This is a genomic window from Acinetobacter sp. YH16044 (assembly GCF_013417145.1).
GTDB lineage: Bacteria > Pseudomonadota > Gammaproteobacteria > Pseudomonadales > Moraxellaceae > Acinetobacter > Acinetobacter amyesii.
Genome location: NZ_VPEK01000005.1, coordinates 75091 through 91541 on the forward strand (window position 1 = coordinate 75091; position 16451 = coordinate 91541).

At 39.0% G+C, this 16451-nt stretch carries 13 protein-coding genes and 1 pseudogene; 6 read left to right on the forward strand and 8 right to left on the reverse strand.

The window, feature by feature from the left end; translation table 11 throughout:
- Positions 1-78: 78 nt before the first annotated feature.
- The 7 genes from FTV38_RS05260 to FTV38_RS05290 form a co-directional block, all read right to left on the reverse strand.
- Positions 79-1362, reverse strand: coding sequence for a GGDEF domain-containing protein (locus FTV38_RS05260; RefSeq protein ID WP_257228656.1), 1284 nt, complete (start codon positions 1360-1362; stop codon positions 79-81).
- Between the two features lie 316 nt (positions 1363-1678).
- Positions 1679-2929 carry a mechanosensitive ion channel family protein gene (locus FTV38_RS05265; RefSeq protein WP_180021772.1) on the reverse strand — a complete coding sequence of 417 codons (1251 nt, stop codon included), beginning with the start codon at positions 2927-2929 and terminating at the stop codon, positions 1679-1681.
- A 246-nt stretch (positions 2930-3175) separates the two neighbouring features.
- A complete protein-coding gene (locus tag FTV38_RS05270; RefSeq protein ID WP_168377529.1) occupies positions 3176-3712 on the reverse strand; it encodes a DUF2058 domain-containing protein in 537 nt (178 codons plus the stop codon).
- 12 nt (positions 3713-3724) lie between these two features.
- Positions 3725-4399: a YoaK family protein gene (locus tag FTV38_RS05275; RefSeq protein ID WP_180021774.1), complete on the reverse strand. Its 675-nt coding sequence runs from the start codon at positions 4397-4399 to the stop codon at positions 3725-3727.
- 34 nt (positions 4400-4433) lie between these two features.
- The gene (gene sstT, locus FTV38_RS05280) at positions 4434-5627 is read right to left on the reverse strand and encodes a serine/threonine transporter SstT (protein WP_180021776.1); all 1194 of its coding nucleotides are present in this window, start codon (positions 5625-5627) and stop codon (positions 4434-4436) included.
- A 204-nt stretch (positions 5628-5831) separates the two neighbouring features.
- Positions 5832-7568: a SulP family inorganic anion transporter gene (locus FTV38_RS05285; RefSeq protein ID WP_180021778.1), complete on the reverse strand. Its 1737-nt coding sequence runs from the start codon at positions 7566-7568 to the stop codon at positions 5832-5834.
- Positions 7569-7870: 302 nt separating this feature from the next.
- The gene (locus FTV38_RS05290) at positions 7871-8188 is read right to left on the reverse strand and encodes a helix-turn-helix transcriptional regulator (RefSeq protein ID WP_078193801.1); all 318 of its coding nucleotides are present in this window, start codon (positions 8186-8188) and stop codon (positions 7871-7873) included.
- A gap of 282 nt (positions 8189-8470) precedes the next feature.
- Here FTV38_RS05290 and cysK point away from each other — a divergent pair, with 282 nt between their 5' ends.
- From cysK to FTV38_RS05310, 5 genes and pseudogenes are all read left to right on the forward strand, one after another.
- Positions 8471-9469 carry a cysteine synthase A gene (gene cysK / locus FTV38_RS05295; protein WP_180011715.1) on the forward strand — a complete coding sequence of 333 codons (999 nt, stop codon included), beginning with the start codon at positions 8471-8473 and terminating at the stop codon, positions 9467-9469.
- 571 nt (positions 9470-10040) lie between these two features.
- A pseudogene (locus FTV38_RS18365) lies at positions 10041-10250 on the forward strand (heavy metal-associated domain-containing protein); the annotation flags it as partial.
- On the forward strand, positions 10230-12713 hold the full coding sequence (locus tag FTV38_RS05300) for a copper-translocating P-type ATPase (protein WP_373887006.1): 2484 nt from the start codon (positions 10230-10232) through the stop codon (positions 12711-12713). The pseudogene FTV38_RS18365 and the gene FTV38_RS05300, both read left to right, overlap by 21 nt.
- A gap of 1 nt (position 12714) precedes the next feature.
- Positions 12715-13134 carry a Cu(I)-responsive transcriptional regulator gene (cueR, locus tag FTV38_RS05305; RefSeq protein WP_180003682.1) on the forward strand — a complete coding sequence of 140 codons (420 nt, stop codon included), beginning with the start codon at positions 12715-12717 and terminating at the stop codon, positions 13132-13134.
- A gap of 66 nt (positions 13135-13200) precedes the next feature.
- Entirely contained in the window at positions 13201-13395 is a 195-nt protein-coding gene (locus FTV38_RS05310; protein WP_180003680.1) for a heavy-metal-associated domain-containing protein, read from the forward strand.
- A 66-nt stretch (positions 13396-13461) separates the two neighbouring features.
- On the opposite strand, the gene FTV38_RS05315 is transcribed toward FTV38_RS05310, so the two are convergent.
- A complete protein-coding gene (locus FTV38_RS05315) occupies positions 13462-14067 on the reverse strand; it encodes a TetR/AcrR family transcriptional regulator (RefSeq protein ID WP_180021782.1) in 606 nt (201 codons plus the stop codon).
- Positions 14068-14672: 605 nt separating this feature from the next.
- Here FTV38_RS05315 and FTV38_RS05320 point away from each other — a divergent pair.
- Positions 14673-16451, forward strand: a complete 1779-nt coding sequence (locus tag FTV38_RS05320; protein ID WP_078193796.1) for an acyl-CoA dehydrogenase C-terminal domain-containing protein — start codon at positions 14673-14675, stop codon at positions 16449-16451.

Sequence of the window (16451 nt, forward strand, 5' to 3'; positions counted from 1 at the left end):
TTTGCTGTAATTAATCTTTCTTTCTTCAGCTCTGAGTGTAATGGATTCGCTGGTTTTTCTCCATTTTGATTTGTTTATTTACTTAAAAGCTTGGCTGCAAAAGTTCATAGAATTAAAATGTACAACCCGATTACGACCTTGGCGTTTTGCTTCGTATAGAGCAATATCGGCTTGTTTAATTAACTGATCAAGTTTGGCGTGGTTAGGGTCAATTTTGGAAACACCAATGGAGATCGAAAATTTCACCAATTGACCATCTATATAAAACTGGTATTGTTCCATTTTATGTCTTAACCGTTCAGCAATTTTTAATGCATCTTCTGGGACGGTATAAGGCAAAAGTACAATAAATTCTTCACCCCCAAAACGTGCCAACATATCGTAAAAACGCATTTCTTTACGCGCAATTTCAGCAATTTGGCATAACACTTGGTCGCCGACATCATGTCCATATCGATCATTAATCGCTTTAAAATGATCGACATCAAAAATCAAAAGACTGGTACAGACGGTCATTGGGGTTTCTTGGATTTTTTTATTGGCGGCATGTACAAATTGGCGACGATTGCTTAACTGGGTTAATTCATCCGTATGGGCAATTTTGCGCAGGGTATGAAAGTTCCAGTCATCTAGCAGCGCTCTCAGAAAGGTTTTACGAGAGTTTAGCGTAGAGTTCCAGCAGATATACATACTGAACAACAGCACTGGAATATAAACCAATAAAAATATCGTAAAATCACCAAAATCATTAATACGCCAAGCACCAAAAAGTATCGCTGCCGAGATCATGGCAGAGGTCATGATCGAAGGGCGAAAATGTACATGTATACTCAAATTACCTAATACAATCAAAATAATGGCGGCATATTGATAGCTATGAACCAGTTCATTTTGCGACTGAAGTAATATCTCAAACCAGAGGATTGCAGAAAGGCAAGTCGCGAGTGGTAAAATCAAATCGAGCAATTTAATCTGTCTGATATATTTAAACAGAACATAATTCAGACCAAATGCAGCAATAATGGCAATGATACGGATCACACCTGACAGTACTTCTATGTCAGGCAGAACATAGCGATCTGCCCAAAAATAGATTAAAAATGCCAATTGGGCGAAGTAGTTGACCTGCTTTAAATAGTCTTTTTGGTTGTAGTACAAAAATTTGTAATAAGCATTTTTAAACTGTGCCGGAATACGTGCAATCGGGTCGGATAAAGCACGCTCAATACGGACACGATTCTCTAAGTCACATGCTTCTGCCTGTATGAGCGTATGTTTGGCAGAAGTGCGATTCATTGATTCTATGAGTAATTGTGATTCGTTTTTAACTGATTTCCGAGAAGGTTGATTGGGGCCTTCCATGATCAAGTTCCTATTTTAGAAGCGTTTTTATGCAACTGTTAACAAATAGTATCTAAAAATGTCTACATTTGTATAGTATTTGTTCTGGTTTTTTTAATTATTTTAGCTGTTTCAGATGAATTATATGTTTAAGGAAATATTGCTCTGGGCATTTATCTGGTTCGCTCTCATTCCTTGCAACGCATGATCAATAATCATTTGTGATAGTTGAGTAGGTTTTAAACGAAAGTCCCATATATATTCAACAGCCATTGTGACTTTTTTAATTTACAGAATTTCTACTTCGAATATACATGGGAAGACGAACGTTTAGGCCTTAGATTTTATCGGCATTTGGTTGGATGAGGGCTTTAAAATCGGCACTAGAAGGGGCTTGATAGATTTTAAGTCCAAACTCAGGTGTGATTGCGATCAGATGGTCAAAGATATCCGATTGAATCGCTTCATAATCTTTCCATGCAATAGTTTTACTAAAAGCATAAATCTCTAAAGGAATGCCTTCACTCGTGGGTTGTAACTGACGCACCAAAATCGTTTGGTGTTGGGCAATGCCTGAATGCTGTTGTAAGTAGAATTCTACATAGGCACGAAAGGTCCCAAGATTGGTTAAACGGCGCTGATTATATTGCGACTGATTTGAAAGTTGCTGATTAAACTGAGCAAGCTCTTCATGCTTATGATCAAGATATTGATCTAATAATAAAAATTCTTTGAGTTTATTTTGCTCATCCTGAGTCATGAAATGAATAGAGCTTTGATCGATATAAAGTGAGCGTTTGATACGACGAACACCTGACTGAGCCATACCACGCCAGTTTTTAAAGGTGTCAGTCACCAGTTTATTGGTTGGAATCGTGGTAAAGGTCTTATCAAAGTTCTGCACGGTAATGGTATGTAATGACATATCAATGACATCACCATCTGCATTAAGCGAAGGCATCTCAATCCAGTCACCAATTCGCACCATATCATAAGAAGAAATTTGTACCGAAGCCACCAGTGACAAAATGGTGTTCTGAAAAACCAACATGAGCACGGCCGCCATAGCACCAAAGCCTGCGAGTAATGTAAATACATCTTTTTTCAGAAAAGTACCTAAGATCATTAGGCCACACACCAAAAAAATAATCAATTTGACCAACTGCAAATAGCCTTTAATCGGTTTGTTTCTAGATTTTGGATTACGTTGATAAATCAGATTAAAAATATTTAGTAATTCAGAAATGGCTAAAGCAATGGTCAGGAAGATAAAGGCCTGACAAGCCATTTGAACGATTGAGATAAACTTCACAGATAAATGTGGGACTGTGGTTATGCCATTTAAGATTACAATTGCTGGAACAATGTTAGCAAAGCGTTTAATCACACTATGTTCTGACAAAATTTGACTATGGCTAAAGGCCATTTTAGAAACGAGCTTACGAATTCCACGCACCACGATTTGCTTGGCGATAAAATTTGCAATGATGGCAAAAATAATAATGAGACTGAGCGATGTCAGCATTTCTAACCAAGGGTATTGATCTGACCAATCTTGAATATTTTTAATGAACTGAAATTTTTCCAAAATTATCCTACTCTTATTGAAGTAAATGAAAGGCTTAATGATCAAACTATTGTAATTATTATGATTATATAAGCAATTTTATACTCGTAAACTTTACGGAGTTACGACATGTATAGTCCATAATGTTACTTATTTTGTGCTAAAAATGATTTTTTGAAGGTATAACCTAATTGATGAACTAAAATAAATAAATGTTGAGCTAAAAAAAGCCCCCTAATTAGGAGCTTCATTAGCGATATGAAATGCTTACCACATTAAATCATCAGGAATTACATAAGCTGCATATGGATCTTCTTCATCCGTGGTTTGCTCATTCACTTCAGAATTATTCACAATAATAAAGCCTTCCATTTTCGCATTAATACGGTCGGCTAATTCTTTTGGTAAAAAAGCATAGTTGCTATTTTCACGTGCAATAACAAGACTACCCGCAACAAGGGCATTATAAATTTGCTGATTGATATAAAGCTTTTTGATCTTGGCATCATCGATAAATTGATAGGTCGATTCGCCATCGGTATCACGAATTTTATGCTGATTAATCATTTGCATGATGGCAGCTTTTAATTCTTTTTCTTGCAACACTGCTTTACGATCTTGCTCTAAAGCATGATCTTTAGCCATTTTCTGCTGCTGATCTTGCTCAATTTTCGCCTTGATTTCAGCATCTTTACTTTCACCGGTACGTTTTTCATGTACGGCTTGTTTAGACAATTTTTTTGCCTTTTTATTATCGACCAGACCTGCTTTAAGCAGTTGCGCCTGTAATGCATTTTTAACCATAGTACGTTCCAACTAATCGTGTATATGTCGATAATGAAAATAGATGATCCAATATACTGCGCTCATGACTAAACTGAGTGCGGCAGGAATCAGGAATGCGTTTAATTTTAAATAAGGATAAAGCCAACTGGCAAGTATGCCACCGATGATAAATCCCGCTAAAATTAATAAATGTAAGACCACACGTTTAGACTCAACCGAAAGTCCACGAGCTTTATAACCCAAAGCCAAACCTAAGTCCGTCAAAACACCAGAGAGGTGTGTGGTACGAATAATGGTGCCTTTATAGTGGCTGACCATTGCATTTTGTACACCCATCGCCACGCATGCCCAAAGCAAAGCATAACGTGGAAAATAGGGTAATAGTAGCCAACACAGGACAATAAAAAAAGCCACCAAGCTTAATGGGACGCCATAACGTCTGGTTAAGCTAAAATGACTATTTCCAAGAATAAGCCCACTATAAAATGAGCCAATCACATAACAGAGCAAGACTAAAATCAAATAAATAATCGTAGTTGGCTGCCATGCAATGAAGGCCATGGCTAACATACTGACATTACCGGTCATATGAGATACCGACTGGTGCAAGATGGTCACCAGTCCAAGTACATTAATCATTCCTGCATTCACTGCGAGAAAAAAAGCACCCAGTTGTATCCAAAGCGGTAAAGTCTGAAAAGGCATGGCCTCGCCTTAAAAAGTATCCAATATCAGGATATTATCTTAAACCACGGTCGACTGCAGCTGTAAATAATACGTCAGTCGAAGAGTTTAAGGCTGTTTCAGTTGAATCTTGAAGTACGCTAATGACCATACCAATGGCTACAACTTGCATCGCGATATCACTTGAAATACCAAACAGGCCACAAGCCACTGGAATAAGCAGCAATGAACCACCAGCAACACCTGAAGCACCACATGCAGAAACGGTAGCAACGACTGATAAAATCAACATGGTGCTGAAATCAACAGAAATGCCCAAAGTATGAACTGCTGCTAGAGTGAGGACTGTAATTGTGACTGATGCACCTGCCATATTGACAGTTGCACCTAAAGGAATTGCTACGCTTGCAGTTGACTCTGGTACACCAAGACGCTTTGCAAGGTCTAAGTTAACTGGAATGTTTGCAGCTGAACTACGTGTAAAGAATGCAGTGATACCACTTTCGCGTAGACATTGGAAAACCAATGGGAACGGATTTGAGCGGGTCATAAATGCCACCATTAGTGGATTGACGACCAAGGCAACAAAGAACATGGTACCAATTAAGACCGCAAGTAAGTGTGCATAACTAACAAGCGTTTTTAGACCTGAGTCGGCAAATGTAACAGCAACCAAACCAAAGATACCGACAGGTGCAAAGTTAATCACTAAACGGATTACTTTATTCACTGCATCAGCAGCATCGGATAAGAAAACTTTAGTGGTATCTGATGCATGGCGAAATGCAATACCCAAGGCAACAGCCCAAGCTAAGATCCCAATGAAATTTGCTTCAGAAATTGCTGTAACAGGGTTTGCGACAAAACTTAATAATAAGTTTTTCAAGATTTCAGCAAGACTGCCTGGCGGCACAAGGTTTTCTGCAGCAACATCAAGAATTAATGTACTAGGGAATAAAAGGCTTGCTACTACTGAACTTAAAGCAGCAAGGAACATACCAATAGCGTACATCAACATAATCGGTTTAATGTAAGAATTACTGCTACCCACTTTGAAATTTGCAATGGATGACAGTACAAGTACAAAGACCAGTATCGGTGCTACGGATTTCAATGCCTTAATGAATAAATCACCAAGCAAACTTAAATAGGGTGCAACGCCTGGAGCAACAAAAGCAACCAATACACCTAAAATAATGGCGATAATAATTCGGGTTACTAAACTCAAGCGTGTAAATGCTGAAAACATAGGAGAGCCTTGTCAGAATTACAATGACAAAATGATGAAAATTAGCCCTGTATTTTATACGAAAATGTGGAATGCTTAAAAAATAATTTAATTTAAAAATAAACCTTTGTTTTTTATAATATATTTTTGTGTATTAAAATGTAAACCCTTCAAAACTCACTGTTTATCAAATTCGCATTGATTAAACAGTGAGCTAATAGGCCTTTAAATTTGGTACTCAGAACTGGCTGTCGCAAGCTCTGTAACGGCTTGATAGTGGGTGAGAAAAATTTGACCACTCAAATGCGTGAGTAATTTTGAGTGCTGCAATTTGTCCATGACAGGGCCTTTGACCTCGGAAAAATGCAGTCGAATATCTAATTTTGATAATTCAGCATTTAAATCTTCCAACATTTCCAAGGCACTGAGGTCAATTGAGCTGACGCTTGAGCAATTGATAACAACATGCTCTAGGTCAATATTTTGACTGACTTCATTGATCAGGAAACCTTTAAGCGTATTGGCATTTAAAAACGAGATATTTTCATCTATACGGAGCGAGAGAATATGTGGTGCGGTATAGACATGATGGCGCTGTACATTGCGGAAGTGCTGTGTGCCCTCGACTAAACCGATCACCGCAATATGTGGACGACTGATGCGCCATAACAACAGAATAAAGGTAGAAATGATGCCAATAATGAGACCTGTAGAAATATCGATACACACCACACCGAAAAAGGTCACCCACATCGCAATCCCGTCAGCTTTTGAATAACGCCATGTATCCACAAAAGGTTTAAAGTCGACTAATTTCCAAATGGAAACAATAATTGTGGCCGCCAAGATCACTAAAGGTAAGTCTTGGAAAAAACCAGTGAAGTAGAGACTGACAACGATAATCAGCAATGACGACAACACGCCAGCCATCGGGGTTTTTGCACCTGCATCTGCATTAACCACTGTACGAGATAAGCTACCTGTCACAGGAAAGGCAGAGCTAACACCTGCGCTTAGATTGGCTAAACCTAAAGCGATCAACTCTTGGTTACTATTGAGTTGGCTGCGTTGTTGTAAGGCAGTGGCTTGGGCGATAGACAGTGACTCAACAAAACTGATCATGGCAATCATTGTTGCACCGGGCAGTAAGGTTTGTACCAGTTCCCAGTTCCAATGTGGAAAGCTTAAGGGTGGAAATCCTGAAGGAATTTCACCGACGGTTTTAATCCCGACATTTTGCAGGTCAAATAACATCACCGATGCAATCGAGATCACCACGAGTATCAGTGGCAGTGCTTTACTTAGAAAGGCAGTAGAGCCGAATCGAGATTGAATTGATTGAGTGGCCAACATTTTTGGTACATAGATTAAAAACAGTACGGCCAGCACACCAAAAATGAGTGAAGCGAAGTGAGTCAAACTCAGGTATTCCCACAGACTTAAAACAAACTCAGGGATGTTATTGGCTTTTAGTGGGACATCGACGAGAAACTTAAACTGACCAAGTGCAATGAGCAGTGCCGAAGCAATAATAAAGCTTTTAATGACAGGATGACTGATCAACTGAATTAAAAAACCGAAACGGAGTACACCTAGCAGCAGAGAAATCAGCCCGACCATTAAGGCCAAAAGTGTCGCTGCTTCAATATAAACAGGCGAACCGACTTCAAATAGCGGATTGAGCGTGGCGAAGGTCATCATCGAAATGATTGCCACAGGGCCTATCGATAAGGTTGAGCTTCCACCAATGAGGGCGTAGACAATCATCGGTAAAATACTGGCATATAAACCCATGATTGGAGGTAAACCTGCCAGCATAGAATAGGCCATACCTTGAGGGACTAACATGGCAATCACGATCAGCGAAGCAAGTACATCAGATTTAAATTTCACTGGGCTGTAGTGCTGTAACCACTGCCAAGCAGGAAATTTCTGTAAGAAATGAGGTTTTAAATCTGACATAAACTTATCTAAATCACAATTTCATATATATTATGCATAAAAAATGCTAAGAAGTCTTGTACAATAAATTTTGACCGTTCAATATCGCTGCTTATTTACGGGATATTTAAGAAGCCATCATTTTAAATGAATTAATGAAAAGTATGAGCTGATTTAAAGCTTTGGATATTCGATATAAATATAGATATTTTGAAGAAGTTTGGAGGGTAAATTGAGATATTGAATTGCTGCCCATTGCGATGATTCATCTATAGTGGTGCAAGAACAGCATGTCTGGCTTGAAATTTTAAAATAACTGAATGTTATTTATAAGATTGGTTGCAATACAATTGGTAAAGAGTATTGAGAACTTGAACTAAATTTGCATCTTTAATTGAATAATAAATTTGCTTACCATCACGACGCGTAGTCACAACATCACTTTTACGTAACATCATCAGTTGTTGTGAGAGGGTTGGCTGTTTAATATCAGTGATTTCTTCAATCTGAGACACATTCAATTCTTGCTGTGCTAGATGACATAAAATTAGTAGACGATCCGTATTTGCCAGCGACTTTAAAACGCCCACGACTAATTCGGCAGAATCACGCATAGTAGTGATTTCCAGATCGGTATTCATTGGATATGTCCATACGATTAACAACAGCTCAAGTATACGGATATCACGGCTTAATACATTGAATAAATAAGACAATTTCTATGGTTTTTTATGAAATCAAATATCATTAATTTTTATAAGTTTAAATTTAGTTAATCAGTTAAATTTATTGCTTGATTTTAGTGCAAGCTTTCACAAAATGCACATAAATATAAGACATTAGCTTAAAACATCATGCACACTTTGAAAATAATTGTATCATCTAAAGATCGTATTCAATAAATACACAAGGGATAAATAGTCATGACAACAGATTCAGCTTTTCCAGCAACGAGTAATTTAGGTATCGCAGTATATAGTAATAACGCTGAAGCGATTGGTAATACACCTTTAGTTCGTATTAATCGTGCGATTCAGTCAGAAGCAACGGTCTTGGCTAAAGTTGAAAGCCGTAACCCAGCATTTTCAGTGAAATGTCGTGTAGGTGCAGCTCTCATTGCAGATGCAGAAGAAAAAGGCTTATTAAAACCGGGTATGCATATTGTAGAACCTACAAGTGGTAATACAGGGATTGCTTTAGCATTTGTTGCAGCAGCGAAAGGTTATGCAATTACATTAACCATGCCAGCAAGTATGAGTATCGAACGCCGTAAGGTGTTGAAGTCTTTTGGTGCAAATCTCGTATTGACTGAACCTGCTAAAGGCATGAGAGGTGCGGTCGAAGAAGCACAGCGCCTCGTTGCCGAACATCCTGAAACGTATTATTTACCACAACAGTTTGAAAACCCTGCAAACCCTAAAATTCATGAATTGACCACTGGCCCAGAAATTTGGGAAGCAACTGGTGGTAAAGTGGATATTTTAGTATCGGGTGTAGGTACAGGTGGTACGATTTCTGGCATTTCAAGTTATTTTGAAAAAGTGAAAAATCAGCCGCTTTATTCTGTTGCGGTAGAACCGGCTGAATCTCCGATTATCGCCCAAGCGAAAAAAGGCGAAACACTGACTCCTGGGCCGCATAAAATTCAGGGGATTGGCGCTAACTTTATTCCGGGTAACTTAGATCTAGACCTTGTTGATGAAGTGATCGGTATTGAAAGTGCTGAAGCAATTGAGTGGGCACGTAAAACGGCTACTCATGACGGTATTTTAGTGGGTATCTCTAGCGGTGCTGCTATGGCTGCGGCGGCAAAACTTGCTGCACGTCCTGAGAATGCAGGCAAAACCATTGTGGTCATTTTACCGGATGGTGGTGAACGTTACCTTTCTTCCGTTTTATTTGAAGATATTAGTGCTGACTAATAATTCTGACATGAAAAAAAGCCCGTTCAATTGAATGGGCTTTTTTATTGATGATTTTGCTATTTGTACGTGTCTTAAGCCGCGTCTTGATCATCGTTTTTGGGATTTTGTTGTTTAATTTTTCGTTTAGGCGGTTCATGTCCTAACTTTCGAGCGATGTATTTAAACAGGAAGCCTAAGAGTATGCATATCGTGACAGCAGGGATAACCACTTGAGTGAGCCAAACATCAATATGATCTTGACTCCAACTTAAAATTAAAAATAAAAAAGCACACAAATATGCGCAGTTAAAGCAAATGTTCGACAGTTTGTACATGCGAAAGAGAGTAATTCGTTTGGTGGTCACGAATCTCTATCTTACTGAATAATGAGGAAAGGTGTAGTTTTAATATCAGAAAAATAAACTAATTGAATAATCATTATTCAATATTATTGATTATGTTTTTAAATCTTCGCAATTCTTTATACCTTAAAGAAAAGCCTTGCTGTGAGTCAGAAAAACTTGACCTTCCCATTGTGGTAAAGTTTAAGCTATAGCCTAAAACAAGCACATATGATTGGGATGTTGCCATGACAGATTCGACAGAACGCAAACTTTTTGATGGCACACTTGCTATTGAAGGGATGACCTGTGCTTCTTGTGTGGCACGGGTGGAAAAAGCCTTAAAAAAAGTCGATGGCATCACTGATGCTCAAGTGAATTTAGCCACTGAAACAGCACATGTTCAGAGTGATAAAAATGTGGATTATTCTGCTGTAATTCAGGCCGTTGAAAAGGCAGGTTTTGGCGTTGCACAAAAGCAGCTTGAACTTGAAATTGAAGGGATGACTTGCGCATCGTGTGTTGCACGTGTTGAAAAAGCCTTAAAGATAGTTCCAGAAGTCATCGATGCAAAAGTGAATTTGGCAACTGAAAAAGCCACGATTACGGCATTGGCATCTGTTGAAAATTCTGCATTGGCGAAGTCTGTAGAAAAAGCAGGTTTTCATATTGTACAGCCCAATATTGAATTAAATATTGATGGAATGACCTGTGCTTCATGTGTGGCACGGGTTGAAAAAGCCTTAAACGCTGTAGACGGTGTCAATAAAGCAACGGTAAATTTAGCCAGTGAAAAAGCCTTTGTTCAGGCTCACGCTTCAAAAACACAAGAATTGATCGCGGCAGTTAAAAAAGCGGGATACAGTGCTAGCATTGCTACGCAGCAACAACCGACAATGGCAGAAAAAAAAGCCGACGAAGCTCGGTTACTCAAACGTGATTTAATCATCGCATTGGTACTCGCTGTTCCTGTTTTTATCTTGGAGATGGGATCACACATGATTCCAGCTTTTCATCATTTTATTGCGCATAATTTAGGGACACAAAATAGTTGGTATATTCAGTTTATATTAACCACTTTGGTGTTAATCCTACCCGGAAGACGCTTTTATCAGCACGGCATACCAGCACTTGCGCGACTTGCCCCGGATATGAATTCTTTGGTCGCAGTCGGGACTTTATCTGCTTATAGTTTTTCTTGTGTTGCAACATTTGCTCCGCAATTATTACCGCAAGGTACGGTTCATGTGTACTTTGAAGCAGCCGCAGTAATTGTGGCGTTGATTCTGTTGGGGCGTTATATGGAGGCGAAAGCCAAAGGTAAAACATCGCAAGCTATTCAATACTTAGTCGGCATGCAACCTAAAACTGCACGTGTAGAGCAATCTGGTAGCTATATAGATTTGCCGATTAGTGATGTTGAAACAGGTATGTTGATTGAAATACGGCCTGGTGAACGTTGCCCAGTCGATGGTGCTGTAGTGTCTGGGAACAGTTATATTGATGAATCCATGATCAGTGGAGAGCCGATTCCTGTCGAGAAAAAAGCCGGTGATCAAGTTGTCGGTGGAACGATTAACCAAAATGGGGCCTTGAAAATACAAGCCACTGCGGTAGGTCAAGATACTGTTTTGGCACAAATTATCCATATGGTCGAACAGGCTCAGGGTTCAAAATTACCGATTCAAGCTTTGGTGGATAAAGTCACGTTGTGGTTTGTACCGGTGGTGATGGCGTTGGCCTTGATCACCTTTTTAGTTTGGTATGTAGTTGGACCTGAACCGAGTTTAACCTATGCCTTAGTCAATGCTGTAGCAGTACTGATCATCGCATGCCCATGTGCAATGGGTTTGGCAACGCCAACATCTATCATGGTCGGTACAGGGCGAGGTGCAGAACTTGGAGTTTTGTTCCGTAAAGGTGAAGCCTTACAACAACTCAAAAATACACAAGTGGTTGCAGTTGATAAAACAGGGACATTGACGGAAGGTAAACCGAAACTAACTGATTTTGAAGTCACTGAAGCTTTTGATAAAGATCGCGTATTTCAGTTATTGGCCTCTGTAGAGCAGAAATCTGAGCATCCGATTGCCTATGCCATCGTTCACGCTGCAAAAGAGATGCAAGTGCAACTTTTAGAGGTTGAACAGTTTGACTCCGTGACTGGTGCTGGGATTCAGGCGGTTGTTGAAGGACAAAGCATTTATATTGGTGCAGATCATTTGATGCATAAACTCGGTTTAGAAACACAAGTCTTTTCAGCATTTGCAGAACGCATGGGCAATGAAGGGAAAACCCCGCTCTATGTCTCGATCGATCAACAGCTTGCTGCCATTGTTGCTGTAGCCGACCCGATCAAAGCCACAACCTTCGCAGCCATTCAAGCTTTGCATGATTTAGGGCTGAAAGTTGCCATGATTACAGGCGATAACCGACATACTGCTTCTGCCATAGCACGACAGTTGAAAATTGATCATGTGATCGCTGAAGTGATGCCAGATCAAAAAGTGCAATCTGTACAACAGTTGCAAAAAGAACATGGTGTTGTTTGTTTTGTCGGCGATGGTATTAATGATGCGCCTGCACTTGCGCAAGCAGATGTGGGCATGGCGATTGGTACAGGGACAGATGTGGCGATAGAGGCTGCGGACGTTGTGCTCATGTCGGGTAATTTACAAATGGTGCCGACAGCAATCGCACTGAGCACAGCGACGATGAATAATATTCGCCAAAACCTATTTTGGGCATTTATTTACAATGCAGCATTGATTCCTGTCGCTGCAGGTGTGTTATATCCATTCTTTGGCATATTGCTTTCACCTATGTTCGCAGCAGGTGCAATGGCACTTTCATCGGTGTTTGTTGTGTCGAATGCCTTACGTTTAAAAGCATTTAAAGGGCCAGTTTTTCAGGAGTCTTGAGATGAATATTGGACAAGCAGCAAAAGCTTCGGGCATTTCTGCAAAAATGATCCGCTATTATGAATCGATTGGGCTGTTAAATAATGCGCAGCGCACTGATGCAGGCTATCGAATTTATTCAGAAGCCGATATTAAAACCTTGAGTTTCTTAAGACATGCGCGCGATTTGGGTTTTTCTTCTGAACAAATGAAAGATTTACTTGGGCTTTGGAAAAATCAAAGTCGGCAAAGTGTAGAAGTTAAAGCATTGGCGTTAAAACATATCCAGACCTTAAATCAAAAAATCGCAGACTTACAGGCCATGGTTGAGATCTTGCAACAGTCTGTCGATGGGTGTGCCGGTAATGATCAAGCCGACTGTACGATTTTAAATCAAATCGAAACGGGCATGGCTGAGTGCTGCCATACAGCAAAGATTTAAACCCGCTTGACCTTACAATCGTGGCAAGGTTTATAGTGTTGTTATTAGAAAAGAAGGATGAACAGCATGAAATTTCGTATTGATAATATGACATGTGGTGGTTGCGCACGTAGCGTGACAGCAACGATTAAAGACTTAGATGAAAATGCAACGGTCACTATTGATGTAGCCACTAAATTAGTTGAGGTTGAATCCAGTGCTAGTGCAGAGCAATTGATTAGCGCTTTAACCGAAGATGGTTTCCCACCTGTGATTGCATAACTTAGATATTGTGCAATATATAAAAAAGCCGAAAAGTTGTTCGGCTTTTTTATTTCTCAATCAATTTTATACGGCTGAAATTTTATCTGGCGTCATCAGCGCCTGATTAATATATAGCTTGATTAAACGTTCACGTGAACCGATTGATTTTTGATAATGCGTCGAATTAAGGAGTAGGGATGCACCATAAGTGACCGTCCAAATATAGGATAAATAATCACGTATCGACATTGCGCTTTCAAGTGATTTTAAATAATCACTGGTCATGTCCTTAATTTCAATAATACGTTCTTCACGGACACGATAGAGCTCTTCAAATAACTCTTTTAATTTACGTTCATTATTGGTTAGACGTTCTTCAATGACATGTAATAATATAGTTCGATTAGAATTCAACATATTATAAAGCATATATTGTGAAACATAAGTTTTAATATCATGATTATATTTTTTTGAAATTTCTAATAATCGTTTTTCATTTAAGATAATCAGTTCTAAATATAATTGGTTTTTACTTTTAAAATGTTTATAAATCGTGCCTTTGGCAATATCTAGTTCACAAGCTAACTCACTTAAGGTGATGTCTTGATTATTATCTAATAGCAGGGTTTCTGCCATGGCTAAAATTTTTTCCTTGCGAAGGAGAAAATTTTGTTGGCGTACTGAACTCATGATAACTGTTCCATAAACATCTTGAGGGTGAACAAGCCTAGCTTAAGCTAAATCTTGTGAATCTTACATTCCACTATGGTCTCAAATATTACATAAATTGGTTTAAAAATAAACACATTAGTAGAGTGCGTAAAACATATAGAATTCATAGCATAAAATTAATGTCAATAAAACTGAACCCTTGAGGTCATTTTTTTGAAATAAAATTCCATTTTTATTTTTTTTAATTTATTGTCTTTTCGCTTTTACAACAAAAGCAGCATTTAACAAAACGGTCTTGGTTGTTATGTTATTAATCCAACCTAAATTAAACATGATTATAGGTACTATTATGTTTGGTTTTAATCAATTACCAATTATAAATTTAGTCAATTCAATAAATTTATTTAATTGTAATAAAATAATGCTGCTCAAAATATCAGGTGGTTATTTTCCACTTGTCGGTAAAAACACATTATCTATATCCATTTTAGATATCTATCTGAAAAAACAGATCTTTAAAAAATCCACACAAAATTGATTTGATGATTTTGTGCGGGAGCGTGCAACTTTAAAAAAGTACTTTGTCAAAGACGCTGACAAAGCCTGTAGAAAAGGAAAGTACAATGCCAATATACAATGCGCCGTTAAAGGACATGGACTTCATCTTAAATGATGTATTCAATGCAGATGAGTTCTGGCAGTCAAATGAAAACTTAGCTCATATTGATATGGCGACTGCAAATGCCATTTTAGAAGAAATGGCTAAGTTTTCTAAAAACGTTATTCTAGACTTGAACCGTACTGCAGATGAAGAAGGTGGTGCGCAGTTTAGTAATGGTGTTGTTACTACGCCTACAGGGTTTAAAGACGCTTTTAAACAATTCGCTGAAGGTGGTTGGGTTGGTTTAGGCGCTTCTGAAGAATGGGGCGGCCAAAACATGCCGAAAATGTTGACAGTACTTGCTGACGAAATGATTTGGAGTACCAATCCATCATTTATGTTGTATCCACTACTGACTGTGGGTGCAGGTATGGCGATTAATGACCGTGCTTCGCAAGAGCAAAAAGAAACCTATCTTCCAAAATTTTATACGGGTGAATGGTCAGGCACTATGTGTTTAACTGAACCACATTCAGGGACTGATTTGGGGATCATTAAAACCAAAGCAGAGCCGAATGAAGATGGTTCATTTAATATTACAGGCACGAAAATTTTCATCACCAGTGGTGAACATGATCTGTGTGAAAACATCATCCATCTTGTGTTAGCAAAAACGCCAAATGCACCTGCGGGTTCACGTGGTATTTCATTGTTTATCGTTCCAAAATTCCATGTCAATGCCGATGGCTCAGTCGGTGAACGTAATGCTGTTTCAGCGGGTTCAATTGAACACAAGATGGGTATTAAAGGTTCTGCAACGTGTGTTATGAACTTTGATGGTGCCAAAGGTTATATCGTTGGTAAAGAAAACGAAGGTCTTGCGGCGATGTTTGTCATGATGAACTATGAACGTTTATCGATGGGTATCCAAGGGATTGGCGCTGCAGAATTTGCTTACCAAAATGCTGCACAGTATGCGACTGATCGTCTACAAGGTCGTTCTGCGACAGGTGTGAAATCTCCTGAAAAACCAGCAGACTCTATTTTAGTACATGGTGATGTACGTCGTATGTTGTTGAATGTACGCGCCAACAACGAAGCATCTCGTGCATTTGCTGTGTATGTTGGCCAGCAACTGGATATTACAAAATATTCAACTGACGAAGCTGCTGTGAAAAAAGCCAATGACCGCGTGGCTTTATTGACACCTATTGCAAAAGCCTACCTAACAGATACAGCCCTACAAGCTACTTTAGAAGCGCAAATGTGTTTTGGTGGTCATGGCTATATCCGTGAATGGGGTATGGAGCAATGCATTCGTGACTTACGTATTTCACAGATTTACGAAGGCACAAATGGCGTACAAGCGATTGATTTAATTGGACGTAAAACCACGAAATGTAATGGTGCATTTATTGCCGAATACATTACTGAAATTCGTGACTTTGCTGCAACCATGGCTGATTCAAAAGTTAAATCTGCAGCATTGCAAGTTTCTGACGAAGTTGAAGCATTAACGCAATTCATTATTGAACAATCTAAGACCACCCCAGACTTTAGCAGTTCGGTGGCAGTCGATTACCTGCACGCTGTTGGTTTACTCAGCTTTGTGTATATGTTTGCGCGTATTAGCAAAGCTGCTGCTGCAAAACCAGAGAGCTTCTTCCAAAACAAACTGGTACTCGCAGATTTCTATGTTGAGAAAGTTCTACCTGACCTTGCTGCCCGTGCTCAACGCATTAAAGCAGGTTCTGAACTTATCATGCAGCTATCTGAAGAATACTTCACCGCTCAATCTTAA